This window comes from Methylobacterium sp. HMF5984 (assembly GCF_045033435.1).
In the GTDB taxonomy this organism is placed as follows: Bacteria; Pseudomonadota; Alphaproteobacteria; order Rhizobiales; family Beijerinckiaceae; genus Methylobacterium.
Map to the genome: position 1 here is coordinate 405,696 of NZ_JBJFLN010000001.1, position 23,151 is coordinate 428,846.

At 71.9% G+C, this 23,151-nt stretch carries 21 protein-coding genes and 1 tRNA gene; 14 read left to right on the plus strand and 8 right to left on the minus strand.

Annotated elements, in window-relative coordinates:
• Positions 1 to 12 precede the first annotated feature (12 nt).
• The 8 genes from ACFZ8E_RS01900 (at position 13) to ACFZ8E_RS01935 (ending at position 6,791) form a co-directional block, all read left to right on the plus strand.
• On the plus strand, positions 13 to 1,317 hold the full coding sequence (locus ACFZ8E_RS01900) for a 3-deoxy-D-manno-octulosonic acid transferase (protein WP_405041844.1): 1,305 nt from the start codon (positions 13 to 15) through the stop codon (positions 1,315 to 1,317).
• Positions 1,317 to 2,315 carry a tetraacyldisaccharide 4'-kinase gene (gene lpxK, locus ACFZ8E_RS01905; RefSeq protein ID WP_405041845.1) on the plus strand — a complete coding sequence of 333 codons (999 nt, stop codon included), beginning with the start codon at positions 1,317 to 1,319 and terminating at the stop codon, positions 2,313 to 2,315. Before ACFZ8E_RS01900 ends, lpxK begins: the two co-directional genes overlap by 1 nt.
• Positions 2,316 to 2,486: 171 nt before the next feature.
• The gene (locus ACFZ8E_RS01910) at positions 2,487 to 3,179 is read left to right on the plus strand and encodes a 50S ribosomal protein L25/general stress protein Ctc (protein WP_147727247.1); all 693 of its coding nucleotides are present in this window, start codon (positions 2,487 to 2,489) and stop codon (positions 3,177 to 3,179) included.
• Between the two features lie 116 nt (positions 3,180 to 3,295).
• Positions 3,296 to 3,913 (plus strand): aminoacyl-tRNA hydrolase, encoded by a 618-nt coding sequence (gene pth, locus ACFZ8E_RS01915; RefSeq protein WP_405041846.1) that lies wholly within the window; start codon positions 3,296 to 3,298, stop codon positions 3,911 to 3,913.
• 47 nt (positions 3,914 to 3,960) lie between these two features.
• Positions 3,961 to 4,194: a hypothetical protein gene (locus ACFZ8E_RS01920; protein WP_147727245.1), complete on the plus strand. Its 234-nt coding sequence runs from the start codon at positions 3,961 to 3,963 to the stop codon at positions 4,192 to 4,194.
• On the plus strand, positions 4,184 to 4,669 hold the full coding sequence (locus tag ACFZ8E_RS01925) for a PIN domain-containing protein (protein WP_405041847.1): 486 nt from the start codon (positions 4,184 to 4,186) through the stop codon (positions 4,667 to 4,669). Before ACFZ8E_RS01920 ends, ACFZ8E_RS01925 begins: the two co-directional genes overlap by 11 nt.
• 8 nt (positions 4,670 to 4,677) lie before the next feature.
• Complete coding sequence (gene ychF, locus ACFZ8E_RS01930; RefSeq protein ID WP_147727243.1) at positions 4,678 to 5,775, plus strand: redox-regulated ATPase YchF; 1,098 nt, start codon at positions 4,678 to 4,680, stop codon at positions 5,773 to 5,775.
• An 11-nt stretch (positions 5,776 to 5,786) separates the two neighbouring features.
• Complete coding sequence (locus tag ACFZ8E_RS01935; RefSeq protein ID WP_405041848.1) at positions 5,787 to 6,791, plus strand: MaoC family dehydratase; 1,005 nt, start codon at positions 5,787 to 5,789, stop codon at positions 6,789 to 6,791.
• Between the two features lie 13 nt (positions 6,792 to 6,804).
• Here ACFZ8E_RS01935 and ACFZ8E_RS01940 read toward each other — a convergent pair whose 3' ends face one another.
• The 3 genes from ACFZ8E_RS01940 to ACFZ8E_RS01950 all read right to left on the minus strand — a co-directional run bounded on the left by ACFZ8E_RS01940 (position 6,805) and on the right by ACFZ8E_RS01950 (position 10,620).
• Complete coding sequence (locus ACFZ8E_RS01940) at positions 6,805 to 7,086, minus strand: helix-turn-helix domain-containing protein (RefSeq protein WP_405041849.1); 282 nt, start codon at positions 7,084 to 7,086, stop codon at positions 6,805 to 6,807.
• Positions 7,083 to 7,802 carry a hypothetical protein gene (locus ACFZ8E_RS01945; RefSeq protein ID WP_405041850.1) on the minus strand — a complete coding sequence of 240 codons (720 nt, stop codon included), beginning with the start codon at positions 7,800 to 7,802 and terminating at the stop codon, positions 7,083 to 7,085. The genes ACFZ8E_RS01940 and ACFZ8E_RS01945 overlap by 4 nt, the downstream gene beginning before the upstream one ends.
• A 160-nt stretch (positions 7,803 to 7,962) precedes the next feature.
• The gene (locus ACFZ8E_RS01950; protein WP_405041851.1) at positions 7,963 to 10,620 is read right to left on the minus strand and encodes an MGH1-like glycoside hydrolase domain-containing protein; all 2,658 of its coding nucleotides are present in this window, start codon (positions 10,618 to 10,620) and stop codon (positions 7,963 to 7,965) included.
• A 456-nt stretch (positions 10,621 to 11,076) separates the two neighbouring features.
• Here ACFZ8E_RS01950 and ACFZ8E_RS01955 point away from each other — a divergent pair, with 456 nt between their 5' ends.
• Positions 11,077 to 11,913, plus strand: coding sequence for a transglutaminase family protein (locus ACFZ8E_RS01955; RefSeq protein WP_405041852.1), 837 nt, complete (start codon positions 11,077 to 11,079; stop codon positions 11,911 to 11,913).
• Here the strand turns inward: ACFZ8E_RS01955 and ACFZ8E_RS01960 are convergent.
• Positions 11,910 to 12,764 carry a type 1 glutamine amidotransferase gene (locus ACFZ8E_RS01960; protein WP_405041853.1) on the minus strand — a complete coding sequence of 285 codons (855 nt, stop codon included), beginning with the start codon at positions 12,762 to 12,764 and terminating at the stop codon, positions 11,910 to 11,912. The genes ACFZ8E_RS01955 and ACFZ8E_RS01960 overlap by 4 nt on opposite strands.
• Positions 12,765 to 13,030: 266 nt before the next feature.
• On the opposite strand from ACFZ8E_RS01960, the gene ACFZ8E_RS01965 reads away from it, so the two are divergent.
• From ACFZ8E_RS01965 to ACFZ8E_RS01980, 4 genes are all read left to right on the plus strand, one after another.
• A complete protein-coding gene (locus ACFZ8E_RS01965) occupies positions 13,031 to 14,533 on the plus strand; it encodes an ATPase domain-containing protein (RefSeq protein WP_147727226.1) in 1,503 nt (500 codons plus the stop codon).
• Positions 14,530 to 16,584 (plus strand): ATP-binding protein, encoded by a 2,055-nt coding sequence (locus ACFZ8E_RS01970; RefSeq protein WP_405041854.1) that lies wholly within the window; start codon positions 14,530 to 14,532, stop codon positions 16,582 to 16,584. Before ACFZ8E_RS01965 ends, ACFZ8E_RS01970 begins: the two co-directional genes overlap by 4 nt.
• A gap of 38 nt (positions 16,585 to 16,622) precedes the next feature.
• Positions 16,623 to 16,952, plus strand: a complete 330-nt coding sequence (locus ACFZ8E_RS01975) for a DMT family transporter (RefSeq protein WP_405041855.1) — start codon at positions 16,623 to 16,625, stop codon at positions 16,950 to 16,952.
• A 79-nt stretch (positions 16,953 to 17,031) separates the two neighbouring features.
• Positions 17,032 to 17,115, plus strand: a tRNA-Tyr gene (locus tag ACFZ8E_RS01980).
• Positions 17,116 to 17,292: 177 nt separating this feature from the next.
• Here ACFZ8E_RS01980 and ACFZ8E_RS01985 read toward each other — a convergent pair.
• Entirely contained in the window at positions 17,293 to 18,036 is a 744-nt protein-coding gene (locus tag ACFZ8E_RS01985; protein ID WP_243951642.1) for a YggS family pyridoxal phosphate-dependent enzyme, read from the minus strand.
• Between the two features lie 283 nt (positions 18,037 to 18,319).
• Between ACFZ8E_RS01985 and leuS the strand changes: the two genes are divergently transcribed.
• Positions 18,320 to 20,920, plus strand: coding sequence for a leucine--tRNA ligase (gene leuS, locus ACFZ8E_RS01990; RefSeq protein ID WP_405041856.1), 2,601 nt, complete (start codon positions 18,320 to 18,322; stop codon positions 20,918 to 20,920).
• A gap of 186 nt (positions 20,921 to 21,106) precedes the next feature.
• Here leuS and ACFZ8E_RS01995 read toward each other — a convergent pair whose 3' ends face one another.
• From ACFZ8E_RS01995 to ACFZ8E_RS02005, 3 genes are all read right to left on the minus strand, one after another.
• A complete protein-coding gene (locus ACFZ8E_RS01995; protein ID WP_147727221.1) occupies positions 21,107 to 21,472 on the minus strand; it encodes a response regulator in 366 nt (121 codons plus the stop codon).
• A 150-nt stretch (positions 21,473 to 21,622) separates the two neighbouring features.
• Positions 21,623 to 22,192 (minus strand): hypoxanthine phosphoribosyltransferase, encoded by a 570-nt coding sequence (hpt, locus tag ACFZ8E_RS02000; protein ID WP_147727220.1) that lies wholly within the window; start codon positions 22,190 to 22,192, stop codon positions 21,623 to 21,625.
• Positions 22,193 to 22,271: 79 nt separating this feature from the next.
• Complete coding sequence (locus ACFZ8E_RS02005) at positions 22,272 to 23,096, minus strand: zinc-ribbon domain-containing protein (protein WP_243951641.1); 825 nt, start codon at positions 23,094 to 23,096, stop codon at positions 22,272 to 22,274.
• Between the last annotated feature and the right edge of the window lie 55 nt (positions 23,097 to 23,151).

Below are 23,151 nucleotides of genomic sequence, written 5' to 3' on the forward strand. Positions count from 1 at the left end.
GAGGATCCGGGCATGAGGGCGCCGCCCCTCACCTTGGCCCTCAAGGCCTATCGCGGCGGCCTGTGGCTCGGCGAGCCGGCGGTCGCCGGCCTGCTGGCGTGGCGGGCGCGGCAGGGCAAGGAGGACCCGACGCGGCTGCCCGAGCGCCGCGGCCTGCCCGGGCGGGCGCGGCCGGTCGGGTCGCTGGTCTGGATGCACGGGGCCTCGGTCGGCGAATCGCTCTCGCTGGTCGGCCTGGTCGAGGGCATGATCGCCCGCGGCTTCTCGGTGCTGGTCACCACCGGCACCCGCAGCGCCGCCGAGCTGATCGGCGCGCGCCTGCCGGCCGGCGCCGTGCACCAGTACATGCCGCTCGACGCGCCGCGCTGGGTCGAGCGCTTCCTCGACCATTGGCAGCCCGACCTCGCCCTGGTGGCCGAATCCGAGATCTGGCCGAACACGGTGGTGGCGCTGCATGCCCGCGCCATCCCGCTGCTGCTCGTCAACGGGCGGATGTCGGAACGCTCGTACGTGGGCTGGGCGCGCGCGCCGCGCACGGCGCGGGCGCTGCTCGCGCGGATCGCGATCTGCCTGACGCAGACGCGGGACGACGCCGAGCGCTTCGTGCGCCTCGGCGCGCCGCGGGTGAGCGTGGCGGGGAACCTCAAGTACGACGCCGCCGTGCAGCCGGCCGATCCGCAGCAGGTGGCCTATCTCGGCGACATGATCGGCGACCGCCCGGTCTGGGTCGCGGCGAGCACCCATCCGGGCGAGGACGCGGCGGCGGCCGAGGCCCATGCCGCGCTCAAGGGCCGGTTCCCGCGGCTCCTGACCATCGTCGCCCCGCGCCACCCCCATCGCGGCGGCGAGGTGGCGGCCTGCGCCACGGCGCAGGGCCTGCGCAGCGCGCGCCGCTCGGCGGGCGGGCGCCCGCACCCGTCGATCGACCTCTACGTCGCCGACACGATCGGCGAGCTCGGGCTGTTCTACCGCCTGAGCCCGCTGGTGTTCCTCGGCGGCTCGCTGGTGCCGCATGGCGGCCAGAACCCGATCGAGCCGGTGCGCCTGAGCAGCGCCGTGCTGCACGGGCCGCACACGGAGAACTTCACCGAGGTCTACCGCGCCCTCGATGCCGGAGGGGGCGCCGCCGCGGTCGCCGACGCCGCCGAGCTCGCCGCGACGCTGGCCGACCTGATGGCCGCCCCCGACCGCATCGACGCGATGACCCGGGCCGGGCAGCGCGCCCTGGTGCCGTTCGAGGGCGCGGTGGAGCGGACGCTGGCGGTGCTCGACCCCTTCATCGCCCAGATGAAGCTCGCCGCCTTCCATCAGGGCTGATGCGCCCGCCGCGCTTCTGGCAGGACGGCCCGGACCATCCGGCCGCACGTCTGCTGGCGCCGCTCGGGCGCGCCTACGGCCGCCACACCGCCGCCCGCATGGACCGGCCCGGCGCGCGGGCGGAGTGCCCGGTCCTGTGCCTCGGCAACTTCACCCTCGGCGGCGCCGGCAAGACCCCGAGCGCGATCGCCCTGGCCGCGCTGCTGCGCGACCTCGGACGGACGCCCGCCTTCCTCAGCCGCGGCTACGGCGGGCGCCTGCCCGGGCCGGTCCTCGTCGATCCCGCCCGCCACGGCTGGCGCGACGTCGGCGACGAGCCGCTGCTGCTCGCCCGCCACGCGCCGGTCGTCGTCGCCCGCGACCGCGTCGCCGGCGCACGCCTCTGCGTGGCGGCGGGCGCCGACGTCGTCGTCATGGACGATGGCCTGCAGAACCCGACCCTGGCGAAGGACCTCGCGCTCGCCGTCGTCGATGCCGGCGTCGGCACCGGCAACGGGCTGGCCTTCCCCGCCGGGCCGCTGCGCGCGCCGCTGGCGCGGCAATGGCCGCATGTCGGCGGCCTCGTGCTGATCGGCGAGGGCAGGGCGGGCGAAAGCGCGGCCGGCGAGGCGGTGGCGGCGCAGGCCCTGGCGCGCGGCCTGCCGGTCCTTCGCGCCCGGCTGGTCCCCGAGGGCGCCGCGGTCGCCGGCCGCCGCGTGCTGGCCTTCGCCGGCATCGGCCGTCCTGAGAAGGTCTTCGCGTCGCTGCGCGAGGCCGGCGCCGAGATCGCCGCGACCCGCAGCTTCCCCGACCACCATCCCTACCGCGACGCCGACCTCGCGCGGCTCGCAGCGGAGGCCGACCGTCTCGGCGCGGAATTGGCCACCACCGAGAAGGACCACGTCCGCCTGCCCGAAGCCTTCGCCGCGCGGGTGCGGGTGCTGCCGGTGCGCCTGGCCTTCGCCGATCCGGACGGCGTGCGGGCGCGGGTGCTGGCCGGGCTCCGGATCGGGCCGTGAGCCGCCGGACGATCCGCCCTCCGCGTTGCCATCGGGGCCCAACCCCGCTATAGGCGCTCCACGCCCGCCAGACACCCTTGGAGGCACGGGCGCGTGGGGTTTCGGTTCGGCCGTCCGTCTCGGGCGGCCTTCGTCGTTTCCCCGACCATTCATCAATCGAAGGATCACGCCATGAGCGCAGTCAAGACGCTTGAGGCCGTGGCACGCGACCGGGTCGGCAAGGGGGCCGCCCGGGCCGTTCGTCGCCAGGGCCAGGTTCCCGCCGTCGTGTACGGTGGCGGCCAGCCGCCGCAGTCGATCGCCATCGACCTCATCCGCACCCGCACCCTGATCTACGCCGGCGGCTTCAAGACCACGCTGTTCGAGATCAACGCCGGCGGCAAGAAGACCCGCGCGATCCCGCGCGACTTCCAGCTCGACCCGGTCAGCGGCGTGCCGATGCACGTCGACTTCCTGCGCGTCGTCGCCGGCCAGACCGTCACCGTCGAGGTGCCGGTGCACTTCCACAACGAGGACGCGGCCCCCGGCATCAAGCAGCAGGGCGGCACGCTCAACATCTCGCTGCACACCTTAGCCGTCGAGGTCGCCCCCGACCAGATCCCCGACGGGATCGAGATCGACCTCACCGGCCGCCAGATCGGCGACGTGATCCACGTCTCCGACGTCACCCTGCCGGCCGGCGTCACCTACACCGGCGAGGCCGCCGACCCGATCGCCAACGTCGTGCCGCCGACCGTGCTCGGCGCCGAGGTCGAGGCCGAGGAGGCCGCGATCGCCGAGGCGCAGTCGGCGGAAGCCGAGGCCGAGAAGGTCGAAGCCGAGGCCGAAGAGGCCGAGGCCACCGAGGAGAAGAAGGAGGACTGAGCCCTTCGCGGGCGCGATCCTCCCGCGCCGCCGCCCCGCGGCGGCGCGGCTTCGAGACGATGCCCCGGCCGCGAGGCCGGGGCATCGTCGTTTCGGGAAGGTCGGAGACAGTCGTCATGCGGCTCATCGTGGGCCTGGGCAATCCGGGCAAAGCCTACGCCCGCAACCGTCACAACATCGGGTTCCTCGCGGTGGACGAGATCGCCCGGGTCCACCGGGCGAGCCCGTTCCGGCGCCGCTTCCAGGGGGAGGCGGCCGAGGTGTCGTTCGGGGCCGAGCGCGCGATCCTGCTGAAGCCGCAGACCTTCATGAACGAGTCCGGCCGCTCGGTCTCGGAGGCGCAGCGCTTCTACAAGATCGCGCTGTCGGACGTGATCGTCCTGCACGACGAGCTCGATCTCGCCGCGGCCAAGATCCGGGTGAAGCTCGGCGGCGGGAATGCCGGGCACAACGGCCTGCGCTCGATCACCGCCCAGTGCGGCAACGACTATCGCCGGGTGCGCCTCGGCATCGGCCATCCCGGCGACAAGGCCCTGGTGCACGCCTACGTGCTCAACGACTTCGCGAAGTCCGAGGAGCCGTGGGTCGAGGACCTGTGCCGGGCGATCGCCGACGAGGTGGCCCTGCTGGCGGCCAACGAGAACGAGAGCTTCCAGAACAAGGTCCACCTCGCCATGGTCGGCCGCGGCTGGGCCGACGTGAAGCGGCCGGGCGAGAAGGCCACCAAGAATTGACACGAAAACACGAGGACACGATATCGAAGGCCGTTGGAGGCCGTCCGATGAAGAACGTGACCGTGACGATGGACGAGGCGGTGCTCCGTCGCGCGCGAATCGCCGCCGCGACGGAGGGCAAGAGCCTGTCGAAGTTCATCAGCGAGACCGTCGAACGTCGGATCGGGCATCCGACGACCCAGACGGAGGCTTTGGAGCGGTTCCTCGCCGGGCCGCCGCTCCACGTTCTGGACGAGAACGGGAAGGCGCCGCCGAGGAACGAGCGCTATCGTGACGAGTGATCCGGCCTTCGCTGCCGGATCCGCGATCGTCGACCCGCGCGTGTTCGTCGACACGAACGTGTTCCTGTATGCCCGGGACGACCGATTTCCGGAGAAGCAGGCCGAAGCCTTGCGCTGGCTCGCGGCGTTGGCGAAACGAGGTTCGATCGTCGTCGGTCCGCAGGTTCTCGGTGAGATTCACGCCGTCCTCCTGCGGGGAAAGCTTCGAATCGCGCCGGAGGAGGTGCGCCGTACGACGCTCGCGCTGGAAGGCTGGTCCTCCGGTGCGACGGATCTCGATCTGATCGCCGATGCATGGTCGTTGCGCGAGCGGACCGGTTTTCAATGGTGGGACTGCGTGATCCTCGGGGCGGCGATCCGATCGGGTTGCCGGTTCCTGCTCTCCGAGGATTATCAACACGGCCGCGAGGTCGAGGGAACGACAATCATCAATCCGTTCCGGGTTTCACCCGAGACGATCCTGATGGACTCTTGAGGAATATCATGGGCTTCAAATGCGGCATCGTCGGCCTGCCGAACGTCGGCAAGTCGACCCTCTTCAACGCGCTGACGCAGACGGCGGCGGCGCAGGCCGCCAACTATCCGTTCTGCACCATCGAGCCCAACGTCGGCGACGTGGCGGTGCCCGACCCGCGGCTCGACGACCTGGCGAAGATCGCCGCCTCGAAGGAGATCATCCCGACGCGGCTGACCTTCGTCGACATCGCCGGCCTCGTGCGCGGCGCCTCGAAGGGCGAAGGGCTCGGCAACCAGTTCCTCGCCAACATCCGCGAATGCGACGCGATCGCCCACGTGGTGCGCTGCTTCGACGACGGCGACGTCACCCATGTCGAGGGCAAGGTCGACCCGGGCGCCGACATCGAGACGATCGAGACCGAGCTGATGCTGGCCGACCTCGACAGCCTGGAGAAGCGCGTCTTCGCCCTGGAGAAGCGGGCCCGCGGCGCCGACAAGGAGGCCAAGGAATTCCTGGACCTCGTCAACCGCGCCCTGCCGTACCTGCGCGAGGGCAAGCCCGCCCGCATGGTCGCGCGCAAGCCCGAGGAGGAGCGCCTGTTCCAGCAGCTCGGCCTGATGACGGCCAAGCCCGTGCTCTACGTCTGCAACGTCGACGAGGGCGACGCCGACAAGGGCAACGCCTACTCAAAGGCGGTGCAGGAGCGCGCGGCGGCGGAGGGCGCCCAGGCGGTGGTGGTCTCGGCCAAGATCGAGAGCGAGATCGCGGTGATGCCGGCCGCCGACCAGGGCGACTACCTCGAGGCGGTGGGGCTGGCCGAGCCCGGCCTGAACCGGGTGATCCGCGCCGGCTACGACCTGCTCGGGCTGATCACCTACTTCACCGTCGGCCCGAAGGAGGCTCGCGCCTGGACGATCACCAAGGGCACCCGCGCGCCCGCGGCGGCCGGCGTGATCCACACCGACTTCGAGAAGGGCTTCATCCGCGCCGAGACCATCGCGTTCTCCGACTACACCGCGCTGAAGGGCGAGTCCGGCGCGCGGGACGCCGGCAAGCTCCGCCTCGAGGGCAAGGAGTACCTCGTGCAGGACGGCGACGTGCTGCATTTCCGCTTCGCCAACTGAGGCGCTCGCCCATGCCCGGCCCCGACACGTCCGGCCTCCACTTCGAGGATTTCGCCGCCGGCCAGGTCCGCACCGGCGCGCCGCTGACGGTGAGCCGCGACGACATCGTCGCCTTCGCCCGCGCGTTCGACGCGCAGCCGTTCCATCTCGACGAGCGGCTCGCGGAGACGACCTTCGCCGGGCGGCTGATCGCGTCGGGCTGGCACACGGCCTCCCTCGGCATGCGGCTGCTGCAGGCCGGGCCGATGGGCGGGCACTCCTCGCTCGGATCGCCCGGCATCGCCGAGCTGCGCTGGCTGAAGCCGGTGCTGCCGGGCGATACGCTCTCCGCCACCCTGCGCGTCGACGAGACCCGCGCCTCGGCCTCGAAGCCCGACCGGGGCTTCGCCGCCTGCCTGCTCACCCTGGAGAACGGCCGCGGCGAGGCGGTGATGACCCAGGCCTTCACCGTGATGCTCGCCCGGCGCGGGGCCGAGCCGGCGCCGCCGCGGATCGTCGAGACCGGCGTCCCGCCCGCGGTGGTCGAGCCGGACGACGCCGAGATCCTGTCGTTCCTGAAGGACGCGGCGATCGGCGCGACCCGCGATCTCGGCGCCTACGCCTTCCTGGCCGAGGCGATCCTGGCCTTCGGCCGCGCCTACGACCCGCAGGTGTTCCACACCGATCCCGAGGCCGCCAAGGCGACGCATTTCGGCGGGCTGTGCGCCTCGGGCTGGCACACGGCCGCGGCCTACATGAAGCGGCTGCTCGCGACCCGCGCCCGCGACCACGCCCACACCGCCGCCCGCGGGCAGGCGCCGACCACCGGCCCGTCGCCGGGTTTTCGCGACATGCGCTGGCTGAAGCCCGTCTATGCCGGCGACACCGTGCGCTACGCCACGACGCTCACCGACAAGCGCGCCTCCGCCTCCCGCCCCGGCTGGGGCCTCGCCTTCGCCGACAACGTCGGCGTCAACCAGCGCGGCGAGACCGTATTCTCGTTCAAAAGCTCGGTGTTCTGGCAGTGGGCGCCGTGAGGCGGGCGCGGGGTCAGTCCCGCGGGCCGGCATCGCGCCGTGCCTCGGAGGGCGTGCGCCCATAGGCACGCCTGTAGCGTTGCCCGAAGTCGCTCATGTGCACGAAGCCCCACCGCCGGGCGATCTCCGCGATCGTGATCTCGGGATCGAAGGCGGAGGTCAGGTCCTCGTGGGTGCGCGCGAGCCGCCGCTCGGTGATGAACGCGATCGCCGTCTGCCCCATCCGTTGACGGAACTGGCTCTGGAGGGAGCGGACGCTGAGCCCGGCCGCCGTCGCGATGAGCGACAGGGTCATGGGCCGCGAGAGGTTCGCCTCGATGAACTCGAGAGCGATGCCGAAGCGCGACGCGGAAGGTCCGTCGCCGGGGCCGGTGCTACGCGCGCGCGCTTCGGCCAGACGGACAGCAGCTGATAGCTGAGGATCTCCTGGATCAGCGGAAACGCGATGTCGCCGCCGCGATCCGACGCCTGCCCGCGGCGCTGCACCTGCCGCATCATGTGGAACAGGGCGATCATGCCCGGCGTCGAGACATCGGCGATCGGCTCGAAGGACGGCACGCCGTGCTGTCCGCCCGTCAGCGCGGCGTTGGCGGCCGCGAGCGCTTCGAACGTGATCGTGCCGTTGATCGCGTTGAAGGCCTGCGAGGCCTGGATCTCGCCGACCTCCTCGAAGCCGACGAGGGTCGCATGTTTCGGCGTGCCGCGCGTCCTGCCCGCATGATTGCGGTAGGTGATGTGCCCGTTCGCGATGAACCGGACCGTCATCATGTCGGAATCGACCCTGGGCTTGCTGATGAAGCCGCTGGACGAGCGGGTTTCCCACAAGCACAGGGTGCTGCCCTTGCTGCCGATCATCTGGATGTCGGGCTTGACCGAGCGGAGCACGTCGAAGTTGATCGCGAAGCTGCTCAGGTCGTTGAAGCTCTGAAGCTGGCGCGCGGAAGCGATGCGGGCGGCGAATCCGTTCTGCGGAAGCCACGCGGCGCGGTGGTTCGAAGCCTGACCCGTCATCCCGTCAACGTGAAGCCCGTGCCTGCGAACCTGTCCCGATCGCGTCGCCCATGATGACATCCCGCGGCCGCGTCCGCCAATCGCGGGCGTCCACGCAGGGATCCCGGGCGGAGCGCACCGTGCGAAAGCCCCGCCGGGACCCGCCCCGCTGGACGATGCCCTAGGCACCCCCGCGCTGCGCCTGGTGGTGCAGCAGGTTGACGATCAGCGCGGTCCAGCCGGTCTGGTGCGAGGCGCCGAGACCGCGGCCGGTGTCGCCGTCGAAGAACTCGTGAAACAGCAGCGCCTCCTCGGCGCCTTCGGCCGACGGGATCGGCGCGCGCGCGCCGTGGACCGGGCGGCGGCCCTCCGCGTCCTTGGCGAACAGGCCGATCAGGCGCTCCTGCAGGGCGTCGGCGATGGCGGCCAGCGTGCACATCGCGCCCGAGCCGGTCGGGAACTCCACCAGGAAGTCAGTGCCGTAATAGGAGTGGAAGCGGCGCAGCGCCTCGATGATCAGGTAGTTCGTCGGCATCCACACCGGCCCGCGCCAGTTCGAGTTGCCGCCGAACATGTTCGAGGTCGAATCGGCCGGGTCGTAGCGCACCGTGAAGGAGGCGCCGAACTCGTTGAGCACGTAGGGCTGGTCGCGGTGCGCCTTGGAGAGCGAGCGCACGCCGAAGGGCGAGAGGAACTCGGCCTCGTCGAGCATGCGCCGCAGCAGCGCCTTCATCCGGTGGCCGCGCAGCAGCGACAGCAGCTTTCGGTCGCCGACGCCGCCCTCGTCCCAGCGCGAGACCAGGCAGGCGAGGTGCGGGCGGTTCTCCAGGAGCCAGTTGAGGCGCCGGGCGAAGTCCGGCAGGCGCTGGAGCACGAAGGGCTCGATCACCTCCACCGCGAACAGCGGCACGAGCCCGACCATCGAGCGCACGCGCAGCGGCAGCATCCCGCCGCCGGGCATGTCGACCTCGTCGTAGTAGAACGCGTCCTCCTCGTCCCAGAGGCCGAAGCCCTCGCCGCCCATGTCGGTCATCGCCTCGGCGATGAGGAGGAAGTGCTCGAAGAACTTCGAGGCGGTGCTCTCGTAGACGTCGTTGTGGAGCGCGAGCTCGAGGGCGATGCGCATCATGTTGAGCGCGTACATCGCCATCCAGGCGGTGCCGTCGGCCTGGTGCACCATGCCGAAGCCCGGCGGCGGGCGCGAGCGGTCGAACACGCCGACGTTGTCGAGCCCGAGGAAGCCGCCCTGGAAGACGTTGCGGCCGCCGGCATCCTTGCGGTTCACCCACCAGGTGAAGTTGATCAGCAGCTTGTGGAAGACGCCTTCGAGGAAGGCGAGGTCGCCGCGGCCGCCGCGCCGGTCGCGGTCGATCTCGAACACCCGGTAGGTCGCCCAGGCGTGGACCGGCGGGTTGGTGTCGGAGAACTCCCACTCGTAGGCCGGGAGCTGGCCGTTGGGGTGCATGTACCATTCGCGGGTCAGCAGCAGGAGCTGCTTCTTGGCGAAGTCCGGGTCGAGCAGCGCCAGCGGCAGGCAGTGGAAGGCGAGGTCCCAGGCGGCGAACCACGGATATTCCCACTTGTCGGGCATCGAGAGCACGTCGGAGGCGGCGAAGTGGCGCCACTGCGTGTTGCGGCCGCCGTCGCGCTCCCGCGGCGGCACCGGCTGGAGCGGGTCGCCCTGCAGCCAGCGCCGCACGTCGTAGGCGTAGAGCTGCTTCGACCAGATCAACCCGGCGGAGGCCTGCCGGAAGATCGCGCGCGCGTCCGCATCCGCGATTCCGTCCTGCAGGTCGTCGTAGAACGCGTCCGCCTCGGCGATGCGGCGGTCGCGCACGGCGTCGTCGGCGTCGATCGGGCGCGTCCGCGTCCCGGCGGAGAGCCGCAGGCGCACCCGCCGGGTCTCGCCGGGCGCGAGGCGAAGCGCGTAGTGCAGGCCGAGCTTGGTTCCGGCGTCGCGGCGGACCGCCGCGGCGTCGCCCTCGACGATCGCGGCGTGGAGCCCGTCCTTGAACGGGCCCTCGGCCTCCGGCTGGCCGGCGTGCCGGCGCAGGTTGGTGTCGTTCTCGCAGAACAGCACCTCGGGCTCGCCCTCGAAGGCCAGCCGGTAGCGCCCGAGCCGCGGGTGCTCGCAGGCGATGCCGCCCTCCGGATGACGCGCGATCCGGGGCCGCGGCAGCGCACCGTCGTTCCGCCACGACCAGGTGTTGCGGAACCAGAGCTGCGGCACGAGGTGGAGGTCGGCGGCGTCCGCGCCGCGGTTCGTCGCGGTGATCGTGGCGTGGACGTCGTCGACGTCCGACTTGGCGTATTCCACCGTCACGTCGAAGAAGCGCGACCCCTCGAACAGGCCGGTCTCCTCGATCTCGTATTCCGGCACCTCGCGGCTGCGCTGCAGCCCCTCGCGCACGAGGTCCTCGTAGGGGTAGGCCCCCTGCGGATAGCGGTAGAGGAACTTCAGGTAGGCGTGGCTCGGGACCGCGTCGAGGTAGTGGTAGATCTCCTTGACGTCCTCGCCGTGGTTGCCCTCCTCGTTGGTGAGGCCGAACAGGCGTTCCTTCAGGATGCGGTCGCGCCCGTTCCACAGGGCGAGCCCGAGGCAGAGCTGCCCGCGCTCGTCGCAGATCCCCGCGAGCCCGTCCTCGCCCCAGCGGTAGGCGCGCGAGCGGGCCTCCTCGTGGGTGAGCGAGCGCCACGCGTTGCCGTCGCGGCTGTAATCCTCGCGCACGGTGCCCCATTGCCGCTCGCTGAGATACGGCCCCCACAGCGACCACGCCCGCTCGCCGCGCGCCTGCTCGGCGATGCGGCGGCGCTCCGCCCAGGCGATCGCCTCGCTCATGCGCGGGACCCGCAGCCCGGCGCGGGGCGGGCGTCGGCCCCGGCGCCGCGAAGGATCGCCCCGACGGGCCTGGGGGAATGCGGAGGAACGGTCATGACATCCCGAGGGGCCGATGGGTCGATGCCCCGCCCCGGATGCATCATCAGAGCCAGTCGGCGGGCCGGCACGGAAATCGGGCCGACCGCGCGTCCCGGGCGTCCGGAGCTTCGGCGCGCGGGCCGGCCGGATCGAACCCGTGCCGAGGCTCGAGCCCGGGCCGACACCTTCGTCTGCGGATGACGAGGTCTGTCGACCGGCAGCAACGTCGGCGGCTCGTGCGATGAAGACTGCCTTTAATCTGGGCAGAACCTGCGCCGGAAGCACGCCTGATCTGCGGAACCTCGCGTATCGGCTCGGTGTTCAACGGCTACCTGCGACCCTACCTGCGACACCACGCGCGGCTTCCACGGATCTACGATGCTCGTCCAGACCGGTTTCACCATCGCCTTCAACACCTTCGGCCAGACCCCGATGAACCTGCTGCTGAACGTGCGGCCGGAGCGCCGGGCCGACCTCGTCACGCCCGAGGTCATCGCCTTCGATCCGCCGGTGCCGGCGACGCAGCACGTCGACGCCTTCGGCAACGTCTGCACCCGCATCGTCGCGCCGGGTGGCCGGATCACCATGTCGGCCGACTTCACCGTCGGCGATTCCGGCGAGCCCGACGCGTTCGCGCCGCAGGCCCGCCAGCACCCGGTGCAGGACCTGCCCGACGACGTGCTGCCGTTCCTCCTCGGCTCGCGCTACTGCGACACCGACAAGCTCTCAGCCACCGCCTGGTCGCTGTTCGGCGCGACGCCGGAGGGCTGGGCCCGCGTGCAGGCGATCGTCGACTTCGTCCACAACCACCTGCGGTTCGACTACCAGCTGGCCGACAACACCCGCACCGCCCATGACGGCTACGTCCAGCGCGTCGGCGTCTGCCGCGACTTCGCCCACCTGGCGATCGCGCTGTGCCGCTGCATGAACATCCCGGCCCGCTACGCCACCGGCTATCTCGGCGACATCGGCGTGCCGAAGGACCCGGCGCCGATGGATTTCTCGGCCTGGTTCGAGGTCTATCTCGGCGATCGCTGGTACACGTTCGACGCCCGGCACAACACGCCGCGCATCGCCCGCATCGTTATGGCGCGCGGGCGCGACGCGACGGATTGCGCGCTCACCACCAGCTTCGGCACCGCCTACCTGATGCAGTTCGACGTGCACACCGACGAGGTGTCGCCGGACGCGGGCGCCATGGCCGAGGCGGCCTAAGGCGCGCCGGCACCCGTCTCGACCAGCCGGTCGAGGAAATTGCCGATCTCGCGGCGTCTCTGGTCCGGCTCCAGGACGTCGGCGCCGAGCCCGTGCCGCCAGGCGAGCGGGCCGGCCGCCGCGCCGCCCGCGTGGAGCGCGGCGATCTCCGCGGCATAGGCCGAGACCGCGGCGGCATCGGGCGCGAGGCCGGCCTCGACCACGTCCGCGGCGCTGACCCGCAGCATCGCCGCGAGCTCGTCGAAGTCGAGCTCGGGGTGGTACTGCGTGCCCCAGAACAGGCCGCCGCCGTGCGGGATCTCGATCGCCTGCACCTCGAGCAGCGCGTTCCCGGCCAGCACCCGCGCGCCGGGCGGCGGCGCGATCACCGCGTCCGAATGGATCGCCGGCGCGTCCCAGGCCGCGCCCCGGCCCGACAGCAGCGGGTGGCCGCGGCCTTCCGCCGTCGCCGTGATGCGGCGGGCGAAGCCGTATTCCGGCCCGCGCGGATTGGGGCCGACGTCGCCGCCGGCGACGACCGCGGCCAGTTGCGTCCCCCAGCACGAGCCGAACACCGGCAGCCCGGCCTCCAGAGCCACGCGCATCAGGTCGCACTGGCGCGTCACCGCCGGGCTGCGCTCGCCGACCTTCAGGGGCGAGCCGGTGAAGATCACGCCGTCGTAGGCGGTAAGCGCCACGCCGTCGGGCAGGGCGGCGTCGGCATCGGCCGGGCTGAGCAGCCGGCATTGCGCCTCCGGGCGATAGGCGTGGACGACGTCGGCGTAGGATTCGGCCGAGGTGCGGCCGGTGACCGCGACGTGCTGGGCGCGGTCGTCGCGCGTGTTGCCGTCCGCGATGAGCAGTCGAAGCATGGGGGCCTTGCGGGAGATCGTCGGAATCCGGTCACGGGCAACGTCCGGCGCCGCCCGATGGTGCTGCGACATAGGCGCAGTCTCACCGCCGGGCGTGATCCGGAGCCGGTCCGGGCGACCGCCGCGCAGCCCGCCATCCGCGGGTCTCGGGACCTATCGACGGCTGCCGCGTTGAGGCAGGGCCGTTCCTGAGGCAAAGCATTCCATCAGGGGCCGGCGGACAACGTGCCGCCGGCCGAGCGCCCGATCCACCCTGCGTGATGACGATGACGACTGATCAGACACCGCGCGTCGCACCCTACGTCCGGGACACCCTGTCGACCGGGATCGCCGGGCTCGACGACGTCCTGTCCGGCGGCCTGACCAAGGGGCGGCTCTACCTGCTCGAGGGCACGCCCGGCGCCGGCAAGACCACGCTCGCCCTGCAGTTCCTGCTCGACGGCGTCGCGCACGGCGAGAAGAGCCTCTACGTCACCCTGTCGGAGAGCGCCGAGGAGCTGCGGGCCTCGGCGGCGTCGCATGGCTGGTCGCTCGACGGCGTCGAGCTCTACGAGCTCGTCAACGAGCTCGGCCTCGACCCCGAGAGCGAGCAGTCGATCCTGCACCCCTCCGAGGTGGAGCTCGGCGAGACCGTCCGCGAGGTCATCGAGCGGGTGGACGCGCTGCAGCCGAACCGCGTGGTGTTCGACAGCCTGTCCGAATTGCGGCTGCTCGCCCAGAACCCGCTGCGCTACCGCCGCCAGATCCTGGCGCTGAAGCAGCTCTTCGCGGCGCGGGGCTGCACGGTGTTCCTGCTCGACGACGGCACCACCGACGTGCAGCTCCACAGCATCGCGCACGGCGTCCTGCTCCTGGAGCACACCCCGCGCGAGTTCGGCGCGGGACGGCGCCGCCTCCGCGTCCTAAAGATGCGCGGCGTGAAGGCGCGGGGCGGGTACCACGACTTCGTCCTCGAGACCGGCGGGATCGAGGTGTTCCCGAGCCTGATCGCCGCCGAGCACCACGCCGACTTCGCGCCGGTGACCGTCACGACCGGCGCGCCGGGCCTCGACCTCCTGCTCGGCGGCGGGCTGGTGCGCGGCACCAACACGCTGCTGCTCGGGCCGTCCGGGGCCGGCAAGACCACGACCGCGGTGCGCTGCATGCTGGCGGCCCTGGAGCGGGGCGAGAAGGCCACCTACTTCCTGTTCGACGAGGGCCGGGCGACCCTGCTGGCGCGCGCGGCCATCCTCGGGATGGACCTGCAGCCGCACATCGCCGACGGCGACCTCAGCATCGCGCAGATCGATCCGGCCGAACTGGCGCCGGGCGAGTTCGCCTGCCGCGTCCGCGAGGCGGTGGAGCGGGACGGCGCGTCCTGCGTCGTCGTCGACAGCCTCAACGCCTACATCCACGCGATGCCGGGCGAGCAGTTCCTGATCCTGCAGATGCACGAGCTGCTGACCTACCTGAACCAGAAGGGCGTCACGACTCTGCTGGTGCTCGGGCAGCACGGCGTCATCGGCGAGGTCCGCTCCGACATCGACCTGAGCTATCTCAGCGACGGCATCCTCCTGTTCCGCTACTTCGAGGCCAAGGGCGAGGTCCGCACCGCGCTCTCGGCGGTCAAGAGCCGGGTCAACGCGCACGAGCGCACGATCCGCGAGCTGAGGCTCTCCCGCAACGGGATCCAGGTCGGGGAGACGCTGACCGACTTCGAGGGCGTGCTCTCGGGCCTGCCCGCCTACGGCGGCAAGGTCGCGATGCTGCGCAGCGACACGGCGGAATGAGCCGGCCCGGCCCCGACGAGACCCGCGTCCTTATCCTGGCGCCGCGCGGACGCGACGCGGTGGTGATGGAGCAGCTGCTGGCCAAGTCCGGCACCGCCGCCACGGTCTGCGCCGACGGGGCCGCGTGGCTCGCCGGCCTCGAGGCCTCGGCCGGCTCGGCGATCGTCACCGAGGAGGCGCTGGCCGAGGTCGACCCGGACTCCCTCGCGGCCTGGATCGAGCGCCAGCCGCCCTGGTCGGACTTCCCGTTCATCATGCTGGCGACGCGTCAGGCGGGGCGCCGCCCGGCGCGGGGCGCGGCCATGGTGGAGCGCCTCGGCAACGTCGTGCTGCTGGAGCGCCCGATCAACGCCGAGACCCTGATCAGCGCCGTCGCCTCGGCGCTGCGGGTGCGGCGGCGCCAGTACCAGGCCCGCGGGCACATCCGCGAGCGCGAACAGGACCAGGAGCGCCTGCGCGTCGCCAACGAGACCCTGGAGCGGCGGGTCGCCGAGCGCACCCGCGAGGTCGAGGCCGCCCGCGAGACCCTGGCCTTCGCCCTCGATTCCGCCGGCATGGGAACCTGGGACCTCGACCTCCTCACCGACACCGCCCGCCGGTCGGCCCGCCACGACGCGATCTTCGGCTACGACGCGCCGCTGCCGCATTGGGGCCGGCAGACCTTCCTCGCCCACGTCCACCCGGAGGATCGGGAGGCGGTGACGGCGGCCTTCGCGCAGGCGGCGCGGGCGGGGACGCTCGACATCGAATACCGGATCGTGCGCCCCGACGGGGCCGTGCGCTGGATCGCGGCCAAGGGCCGGGCGGAATACCGCGCCGACGGCACGCCGGTCCGCATGGCCGGCATCGTCCTCGACCGCTCCGACCAGCGCAACACCGAGGAGGCGCTGCGCCAGGCGCAGAAGATGGAGGCGATTGGCCAGCTCACCGGCGGCGTCGCGCACGACTTTAACAACCTCTTGACGGTCATCGTCGGCGGCCTCGACATGGTCCTGCGCAAGCCCGACAACGTCGAGCGGGTCAAGCGCCTCGCCGACGCCGCGATGACGGCGGCCCGGCGCGGCGAGCAGCTGACGCAGCAGCTCCTCGCCTTCTCGCGCCGGCAGATGCTGCGGCCGCAGACGCTGAACCCGAACCGCCTGCTCATCGACTTCCGGCCGCTGGCCGAGCGCGCCGCCGGCGCCGCGATCGAGCTCGCCTTCGACCTCGACCCCGCCCTCGACCCGATCCGCGTCGACCCCGCCCAGTTCGAGGCGGCGATCCTCAACCTCGTCGTCAACGCCCGCGACGCGATGGAGGCGGGAACCGGCAGCGCCCGGATCGAGGTCCGCAGCCGCAACGTCCGGCTCGACACCGCGGCCGTCGCCGACAAGGGGGTGCCGCCGGGCGCCTATGTCGAGATCGCGGTGTCCGACACCGGCAGCGGCATCGCGCCGGACCTGATGGCGCGGGTGTTCGAGCCGTTCTTCACCACCAAGGAGGTCGGCAAGGGCACCGGCCTCGGCCTGAGCCAGGTCTACGGCTTCACCCGCAGCGCCAAGGGCTTCGTCGCGATCGAGTCCGAGGTCGGGCGCGGCACCACCTTCCGCCTGCGCTTCCCGCGCTCGGCCGACCCCGCCGGCGAGGAGACGGGCATGGGCGAGCGCGGCGTGCTGCCGCTGCGCCGCGCCGGCGAGGGCGAGACCGTGCTGCTCGTCGAGGACGACGAGCAGGTCCTCACCATGGCCGTCGAGAGCCTGGAGGAGCTGCGCTACAAGGTCGTCGTCGCGCGCAACGCGGCCGAGGCGCTGGCCCATCTCAAGGACGTCCAGCGCATCGACATCCTGTTCTCGGACGTGATGATGCCCGGCGGCATGAACGGCTCGCAGCTCGCCGCCGAGGCGCAGCGCCTGCGGCCCGGCCTCAAGGTCCTGCTCACCTCGGGCTACGTCGCCGACCTCGACGAGGGCCAGGTCATCGGCCGCGGCGAGCTCCCGGTGCTCAACAAGCCCTATCGCCGCGACGAGCTCGCCCGGTCGCTCCGCCTCGTCCTCGGGGCCGACGACGCCTGAATGGGCCGCCGATCCGACGAACCGGGAGTGCAGCGGCCGTGAACTGGATCTATCTGGCGATCGCGATCGTCGCCGAGGTGATCGGCACCAGCGCGCTGAAGGCCTCCGCCGGGTTCTCGCGGCCGGTGCCGCTGCTGATCACGGTCGCGGGCTACGGCGTCGCGTTCTTCTTCCTCGCGCTCACCCTGCGGACGATCCCAATGGGGGTCGCCTACGCGGTCTGGTCGGGCGTCGGCATCGTCCTGATCTCGCTCGTCGGCTGGCTGGTGTTCCGCCAGGGCCTCGACGCCCCGGCCCTGATCGGCCTCGGCCTGATCGTCGCCGGCGTGGTGGTGATCAACTGCTTCTCGAGCACCGCCGGGCACTGAGCCGCCGGCCGCGCGGCACGGTTGACACGCCGCCCCCCCCTCACCATAAGGGCCCGCGCGGCCCGATGGGCTGTCCTTTGGGGGAATGTCCCGAGCGGCAAAGGGGGCGGACTGTAAATCCGCTGCGTAAGCTTCGTAGGTTCGAGTCCTACTTCCCCCACCACGTCCTTCCTTGCGATCATCACCGGCATCGTCCTGCTTCGCACGGGCCTTGCCGCGCCGGGCGAGCCTCCGGGCGGTCCGTGACGGCGGCGGATTTCGCCCTGCGACCGCAGGGTCCGCCGGCTCGCCCGGGCAACCTTCCGTCGTCGTTACCGGCCACGACACGGCCCGGCGCGGATCAGGCCTTCCGCGTCCGCGCCCCGAAGATCGACGTGCCGACCCGGACATGGGTCGCGCCCATCTGGATCGCGGCCGGGTAATCGGCGCTCATGCCCATCGAGAGGATCGGCAAGTTGTGCCGCCGGGCGAGCGCGGCGAGCAGGGCGAAGTGGGCCGAGGGCGGGTCCTCCACCGGCGGCACGCACATCAGCCCCTGGATCGCCAGCCCGTGGGTGCCGACGCATTCGGCGAGCAGGACGTCGAGGGCGTCGGGCGAGACGCCGCCCTTCTGCGGCTCGTCCCCGGTGTTGACCTGGATCAGCAGCTTCGGCGTGCGCCCCGTGCGGGCGATCTCCTTGGCCAGCGCCGCGGCCAGGGACAGCCGGTCCAGCGAATGGATCACGTCGAACAGCTCGACCGCCTCGCGCGCCTTGTTCGATTGCAGCGGCCCGACGAGGTGGAGCTCCACGTCCGGGTAGCGGTCCTTGAGCGCGGGCCACTTGGCGCGCGATTCCTGCACGTAGTTCTCGCCGAACAGGCGCTGGCCGGCTTCGAGGGCCGGCAGGATGCCCTCGGCCGGCACGGTCTTCGAGACGGCGATGAGGCGGATGCCGGCGGGATCCCGCGCGCAATCCTCGCTCGCCCGGGCGATCCCGGCCAGCACCTCGGCGAGGCCCGCGGCGACGTCGGCCTCGCCGACGGGCGGCTTGCCGGAGATCGGCGGCTCCGAGGTCGGGGGCGTATCGATCGGCGTGTCGGTCATTGAAGTCCTTTGGGCGGGTCGTCCGGCCATCGCCGGGGAAAGGTGGGCGGGCCCGCGGCGCTGTCCAACGCCGCCGCGCGGGTGAGGGCGATTCTGCACCTCAATGCCGGGATCGCGCGCCCGGCGCAAAGCCATCTGTGCTTGCATCCGCCACAGGGATCACGCGCCGATGGATCGGCCTCGATTGCCACGCCGGCAGATCCGTTGGCCGAGCCCGCCGCGAATGTGCTAACGCCGCCGCTTCCCCGGTCCGCCCCGCCCGATCCCGGTTTTCGACGACGCCATGACCCATCCTCCCAGCCACCAGACCCTCGAGCGCTACAACGCCAAGGATTCCGAGCCGCGCTGGCAGGAGGCCTGGGCGCAGGCGCGGCTGTTCGAGACCGACAACGCCGACGCCCGCCCGAAATACTACGTGCTGGAGATGTTCCCCTATCCGTCGGGGCGCATCCACATGGGCCACGTGCGGAACTACGCGATGGGCGACGTGGTGGCGCGCTACAAGCGGGCAAAGGGGTTCGCGGTGCTGCACCCGATGGGCTGGGACGCCTTCGGGCTGCCGGCCGAGAACGCCGCGATCGAGCGGAAGACCAACCCGCGGGACTGGACCTACGCCAACATCGCGACGATGCGCGGGCAGCTGCAATCCATGGGCCTGTCGCTCGATTGGAGCCGCGAGATCGCGACCTGCGATCCGGACTACTACAAGCACCAGCAGCGCATGTTCCTCGACTTCCTCGGCAAGGGGCTGGTCACGCGCCGCACCGCCAAGGTGAACTGGGACCCGGTCGACCACACCGTGCTCGCCAACGAGCAGGTGATCGACGGGCGCGGCTGGCGCTCGGGCGCGCCGGTCGAGCAGCGCGAGCTGACGCAGTGGTTCTTCAAGATCACCGACTTCGCGCAGGATCTCTACGACGCGCTCGACGGTCTCGAGCGCTGGCCGGAGAAGGTCCGGCTGATGCAGCGGAACTGGATCGGGCGCTCGCAGGGGCTGCAGGTCCGGTTCGCCCTCGCGACGGCGGTCGAGGGGGTCGGCGAGGCGATCGAGGTCTACACCACCCGGCCCGACACCCTGTTCGGCGCGCGCTTCCTGGCGATCGCCGCCGACCATCCCGTGGCGGCGGCCCTGTCCGGCGCGAACCCGGCGCTGCAGGCCTTCGTCGACGAATGCCGGCGCATGGGCACGGCGCAGGCGGCGATCGACACGGCGGAGAAGCTCGGCTTCGACACCGGGCTCACCGTGCGCCATCCGCTCGACCCGTCCTGGACGCTGCCGGTCTACGTCGCGAACTTCGTGCTGATGGAGTACGGCACCGGCGCCGTCTTCGGCTGCCCGGCGCACGACCAGCGCGATCTCGACTTCGCCAACAAGTACGGCCTCGGCAACACTCCCGTGGTCTGCCCCGAGGACCAGGATCAGGACAGCTTCGTCATCACCGACACCGCCTTCGACGGCGACGGGCGGATGATCAACTCGCGCTATCTCGACGGCATGACGACGGGCGAGGCCTTCGAGGTGGTGGCGAACCGCCTGGAGGCGGAGGTCCTCTCCGGCCGGCCGGTCGCGGCCCGCAAGGTGCAGTTCCGCCTGCGCGACTGGGGCGTGTCGCGCCAGCGCTACTGGGGCTGCCCGATCCCGATCATCCACTGCGAGGCCTGCGGCCCCGTGCCGGTGCCGGTCGCCGACCTGCCGGTGAGGCTGCCCGAGGAGGTCTCGTTCGACCAGCCCGGCAACCCGCTGGAGCGCGACCACGCCTGGCGCACCGTGCCGTGCCCGTCCTGCGGCGCGGCGGCGCGGCGCGAGACCGACACGATGGACACCTTCGTCGACTCGTCCTGGTACTACGCCCGGTTCACCGCGCCGTGGCTCGCGGACCGGCCGACCGACCCGGCGGCGGTGAATCGCTGGCTCGCCGTCGACCAGTATATCGGCGGCATCGAGCACGCGATCCTGCACCTGCTCTACGCGCGCTTCTTCATGCGGGCGATGCAGGCGACCGGCTGGTCCGGCGTCTCGGAGCCGTTCGCCGGCCTGTTCACCCAGGGCATGGTCGTCCACGAGACCTACAAGGACGCGGCCGGCGCCTGGGTGCCGCCGGCGGAGGTGCGGTTCTCGACCGAAGACGGCGAGCGCCGCGGGTTCCACGTGAAAACCTCGGCGCCCATCGCGATCGGCCCGATCGAGAAGATGTCGAAGTCGAAGAAGAACGTCGTCGACCCCGACGACATCATCGCCTCCTTCGGCGCCGACACCGCGCGCTGGTTCATGCTCTCGGATTCGCCGCCGGAGCGCGACGTGATCTGGACGGAGGAGGGCGTGCAGGGCGCCGCCCGCTTCGTGCAGCGGGTGTGGCGGCTGGTGAACGCCGCCGTCTCGGCCACCGGATCGGGCGGCGGCGACGCGGCCTTGCGCAAGGCCGCGCACAAGGCGCTCGCCGCCTTCGGCGAGGATGTCGAGCGCCTGCGCTTCAACCGCTGCGTCGCCCACGTCTACACCCTCGCCAACGCCCTTGAGGACGCGTTCCGCGGCGGCGCCTCGGCGGCGGCCGGCCGCGAGGCCGCCGGCATCCTGGTCCAGCTGATCGCGCCGATGATGCCGCACCTGGCCGAGAGCTGCTGGGCGGTGCTCGGCCGCGACGGGCTGGTCGCGCAGGCGCCGTGGCCCGGCTTCGACCCCGCTTTGCTGGTCGAGGATACGGTCGCGCTCCCGGTGCAGGTCAACGGCAAGAAGCGCGCCGACGTCACCGTCCCGCGCGACGCCGACGCGGCGGCCGTCGAGGCCCTGGTGCTCGCCGACGAGGCGGTCCGGCGCGCCCTCGAAGGCCGGACGCCCCGCAAGGTCATCGTCGTGCCCGGGCGGATCGTGAACCTGGTGGTGTGAGGAGGGGCTGCCCCCTCCCCCCTTAAGCGGGGGAGGGTGGCCCGCGCAGCGGGTCGGGAGAGGGGAGCGGCATTTCCGGATACGGCGCTCCCCTCTCCCGACCCTCGCTGACGCGAGGCCCACCCTCCCCCGCTTAAGGGGGAGGGAAGAGGCGTGCGATCGCTCGTGGATCGACCGAACGTCGTCTCAGGCCGCGAGCGCCCGGCTCACCGTGGCGCGCAGGTCCGCCAGCGAGAACGGCTTCGTCAGCACGTCGGTGACGATGGCGTCGAGGCCGCGCGCGCGCTCGCGCTGGTCGGCGAAGCCGGTCATCAGCAGGATGGTCAGGTCGGGGAAGTCGCGCTTGGCCGCGAGCGCCAGCGCGATGCCGTCCATCAGCGGCATGCGGATGTCGGTGAGCATCAGGTCGAAGGCGCCGTCGGATTCGTTCAGCCGGTCGAGGCCGTCGCTGCCGTCGATCGCCGTGACCACGGCATGGCCGTCGATCTCGAGGCCTCGCTTGAGGAAGCCGCGGACCGTCTCTTCGTCATCCACCAGAAGGATGCGCGCCATGTCGCCTGTATTCGATCCACCGAGGGAAGGCCGTCCGGCCCGGACACGTCTAGAGATCGTCTAAACATCGGCCGTCCTGTCAAGACATTTGAGGACGAAAAGCCTGGAAGTGCCGGAGGGTTGCGAAAATGCCGCGTCCCGAAACGCGGTTCAGGCCCCGCCGAACAGGTCCGGATCTTGGCTGTCGTAGTCGACGACGCCGACGAAGGGGAGCTGGCGGAAGGCGTGGGCCGCATCCATGCCGTAGCCGACGACGAAGGCGTCGGGGCAGGTGAAGCCGACGAAGTCGGCGTCGATCTGCACCGCGCGCTTGCCCGGCTTCTCGAGCAGCACCGCGGTGAGGACGCGCGAGGCGCCGCGGGCCATCAGCAGGTCCTTGGCGAAGACCACCGTGCGGCCGGATTCGAGGATGTCGTCGACGAGCAGCACGTCGCGGCCGCGCACCTCGCTCTGGACGTCGCGCAGGATCTCGACCTGGCCGGAGGAGATCGTGCCGGTGCGGTAGCTCGACAGGTGCACGAACTCGACCTGCGGCGACAGCCCGACCCGGTGCAGGGCCCGCAGCAGGTCGGCGGCGAACATGAAGCTGCCCTTCAGCACCGCCACCACGAGCAGGTTCTGCGGGGCGGCCGCCTTGATCTCGCGGGCCAACGCCTCGTTGCGCGTGGCGATGGTGGCTTCGTCGAAGAGGACGCGGACGCGTCGGGAGGGCGTGGTCATGCGCCTCCATACCCTATTCCGGCGCCGTCCGGCCACGGCCCGCCGGCGGAAAATCGACGGCGGCGCGGTCGCCCGCGACCTACTCCGCTTTCGCCGTCTCGGGTCTGGCCGTCTCCGGCCTGCCCGACTCCGGCTTGCCCGCATCCGAGAACCGGACCTCGATGCCGCGGCCCTGCTCGGGCGGATCGGAAAACCGGCCGGCGAATCGCGCGGTCTCGCCCTGCGCCAGCCGGCTGCGCGGCGGGGCGATGGTGTAGGTCCTCACGACGCCCGCGGCGGCGTCGCGCATCACGACGCTGATCGGCGGCACCAGCACCCCGCCGCGGGCGATGCCGACGAGGTCGCCCTCGACCGCGAGCTCGGCCGGCTTCTCGCCGTCGGCCGGGGTGCGGACCGCGGCGACGTCCCGGATCTCGAGGCCGCGCAGGTTCACCGGCAGGCCGATGCGGGCGAACAGCCCGGCCGCCTGCGGCAGCGCCTGCACCACCGGCACGCGGGCGAGGCAGGCGAGCGGGATCGCGGCCAAAACCACGAGGCAGGCGGCCAGGGCCGGCGACAGCCCGGCGATCCCGCCCTTGCCCTGGTTCCGGCCGAGCGGCTTGTAGCCGAGCTTGGCCTTCTTCGCCCGCGTGCCGCGCGGCGGTGCGGGGACGTTGTCGATGGTGTCGGCCGTCGCGGCGCTGCGCACCGCGGCGGAGGCCTCGGCCCAGGCATCCTCGGAGACCGTCTCGTCGGCGCCGGGGCTGGCGGCCTGCAGCTCGGCCTCGTGGGCGGCGATCACCTCGGCCGGCGACACGAACCAGGTCTCGCGGCAGGCGGCGCAGCGCACCGAACGCCCCTCGGTGCCGACGCGGGCGGTCTCGATGCGATATTCGCTGGCGCAGGTCGGGCAGACGATCAGCATACGCGGCACGCTCGTTGGCGGGGGCAGCCGGGCGGGACCTGCGGCGAAAACCCTT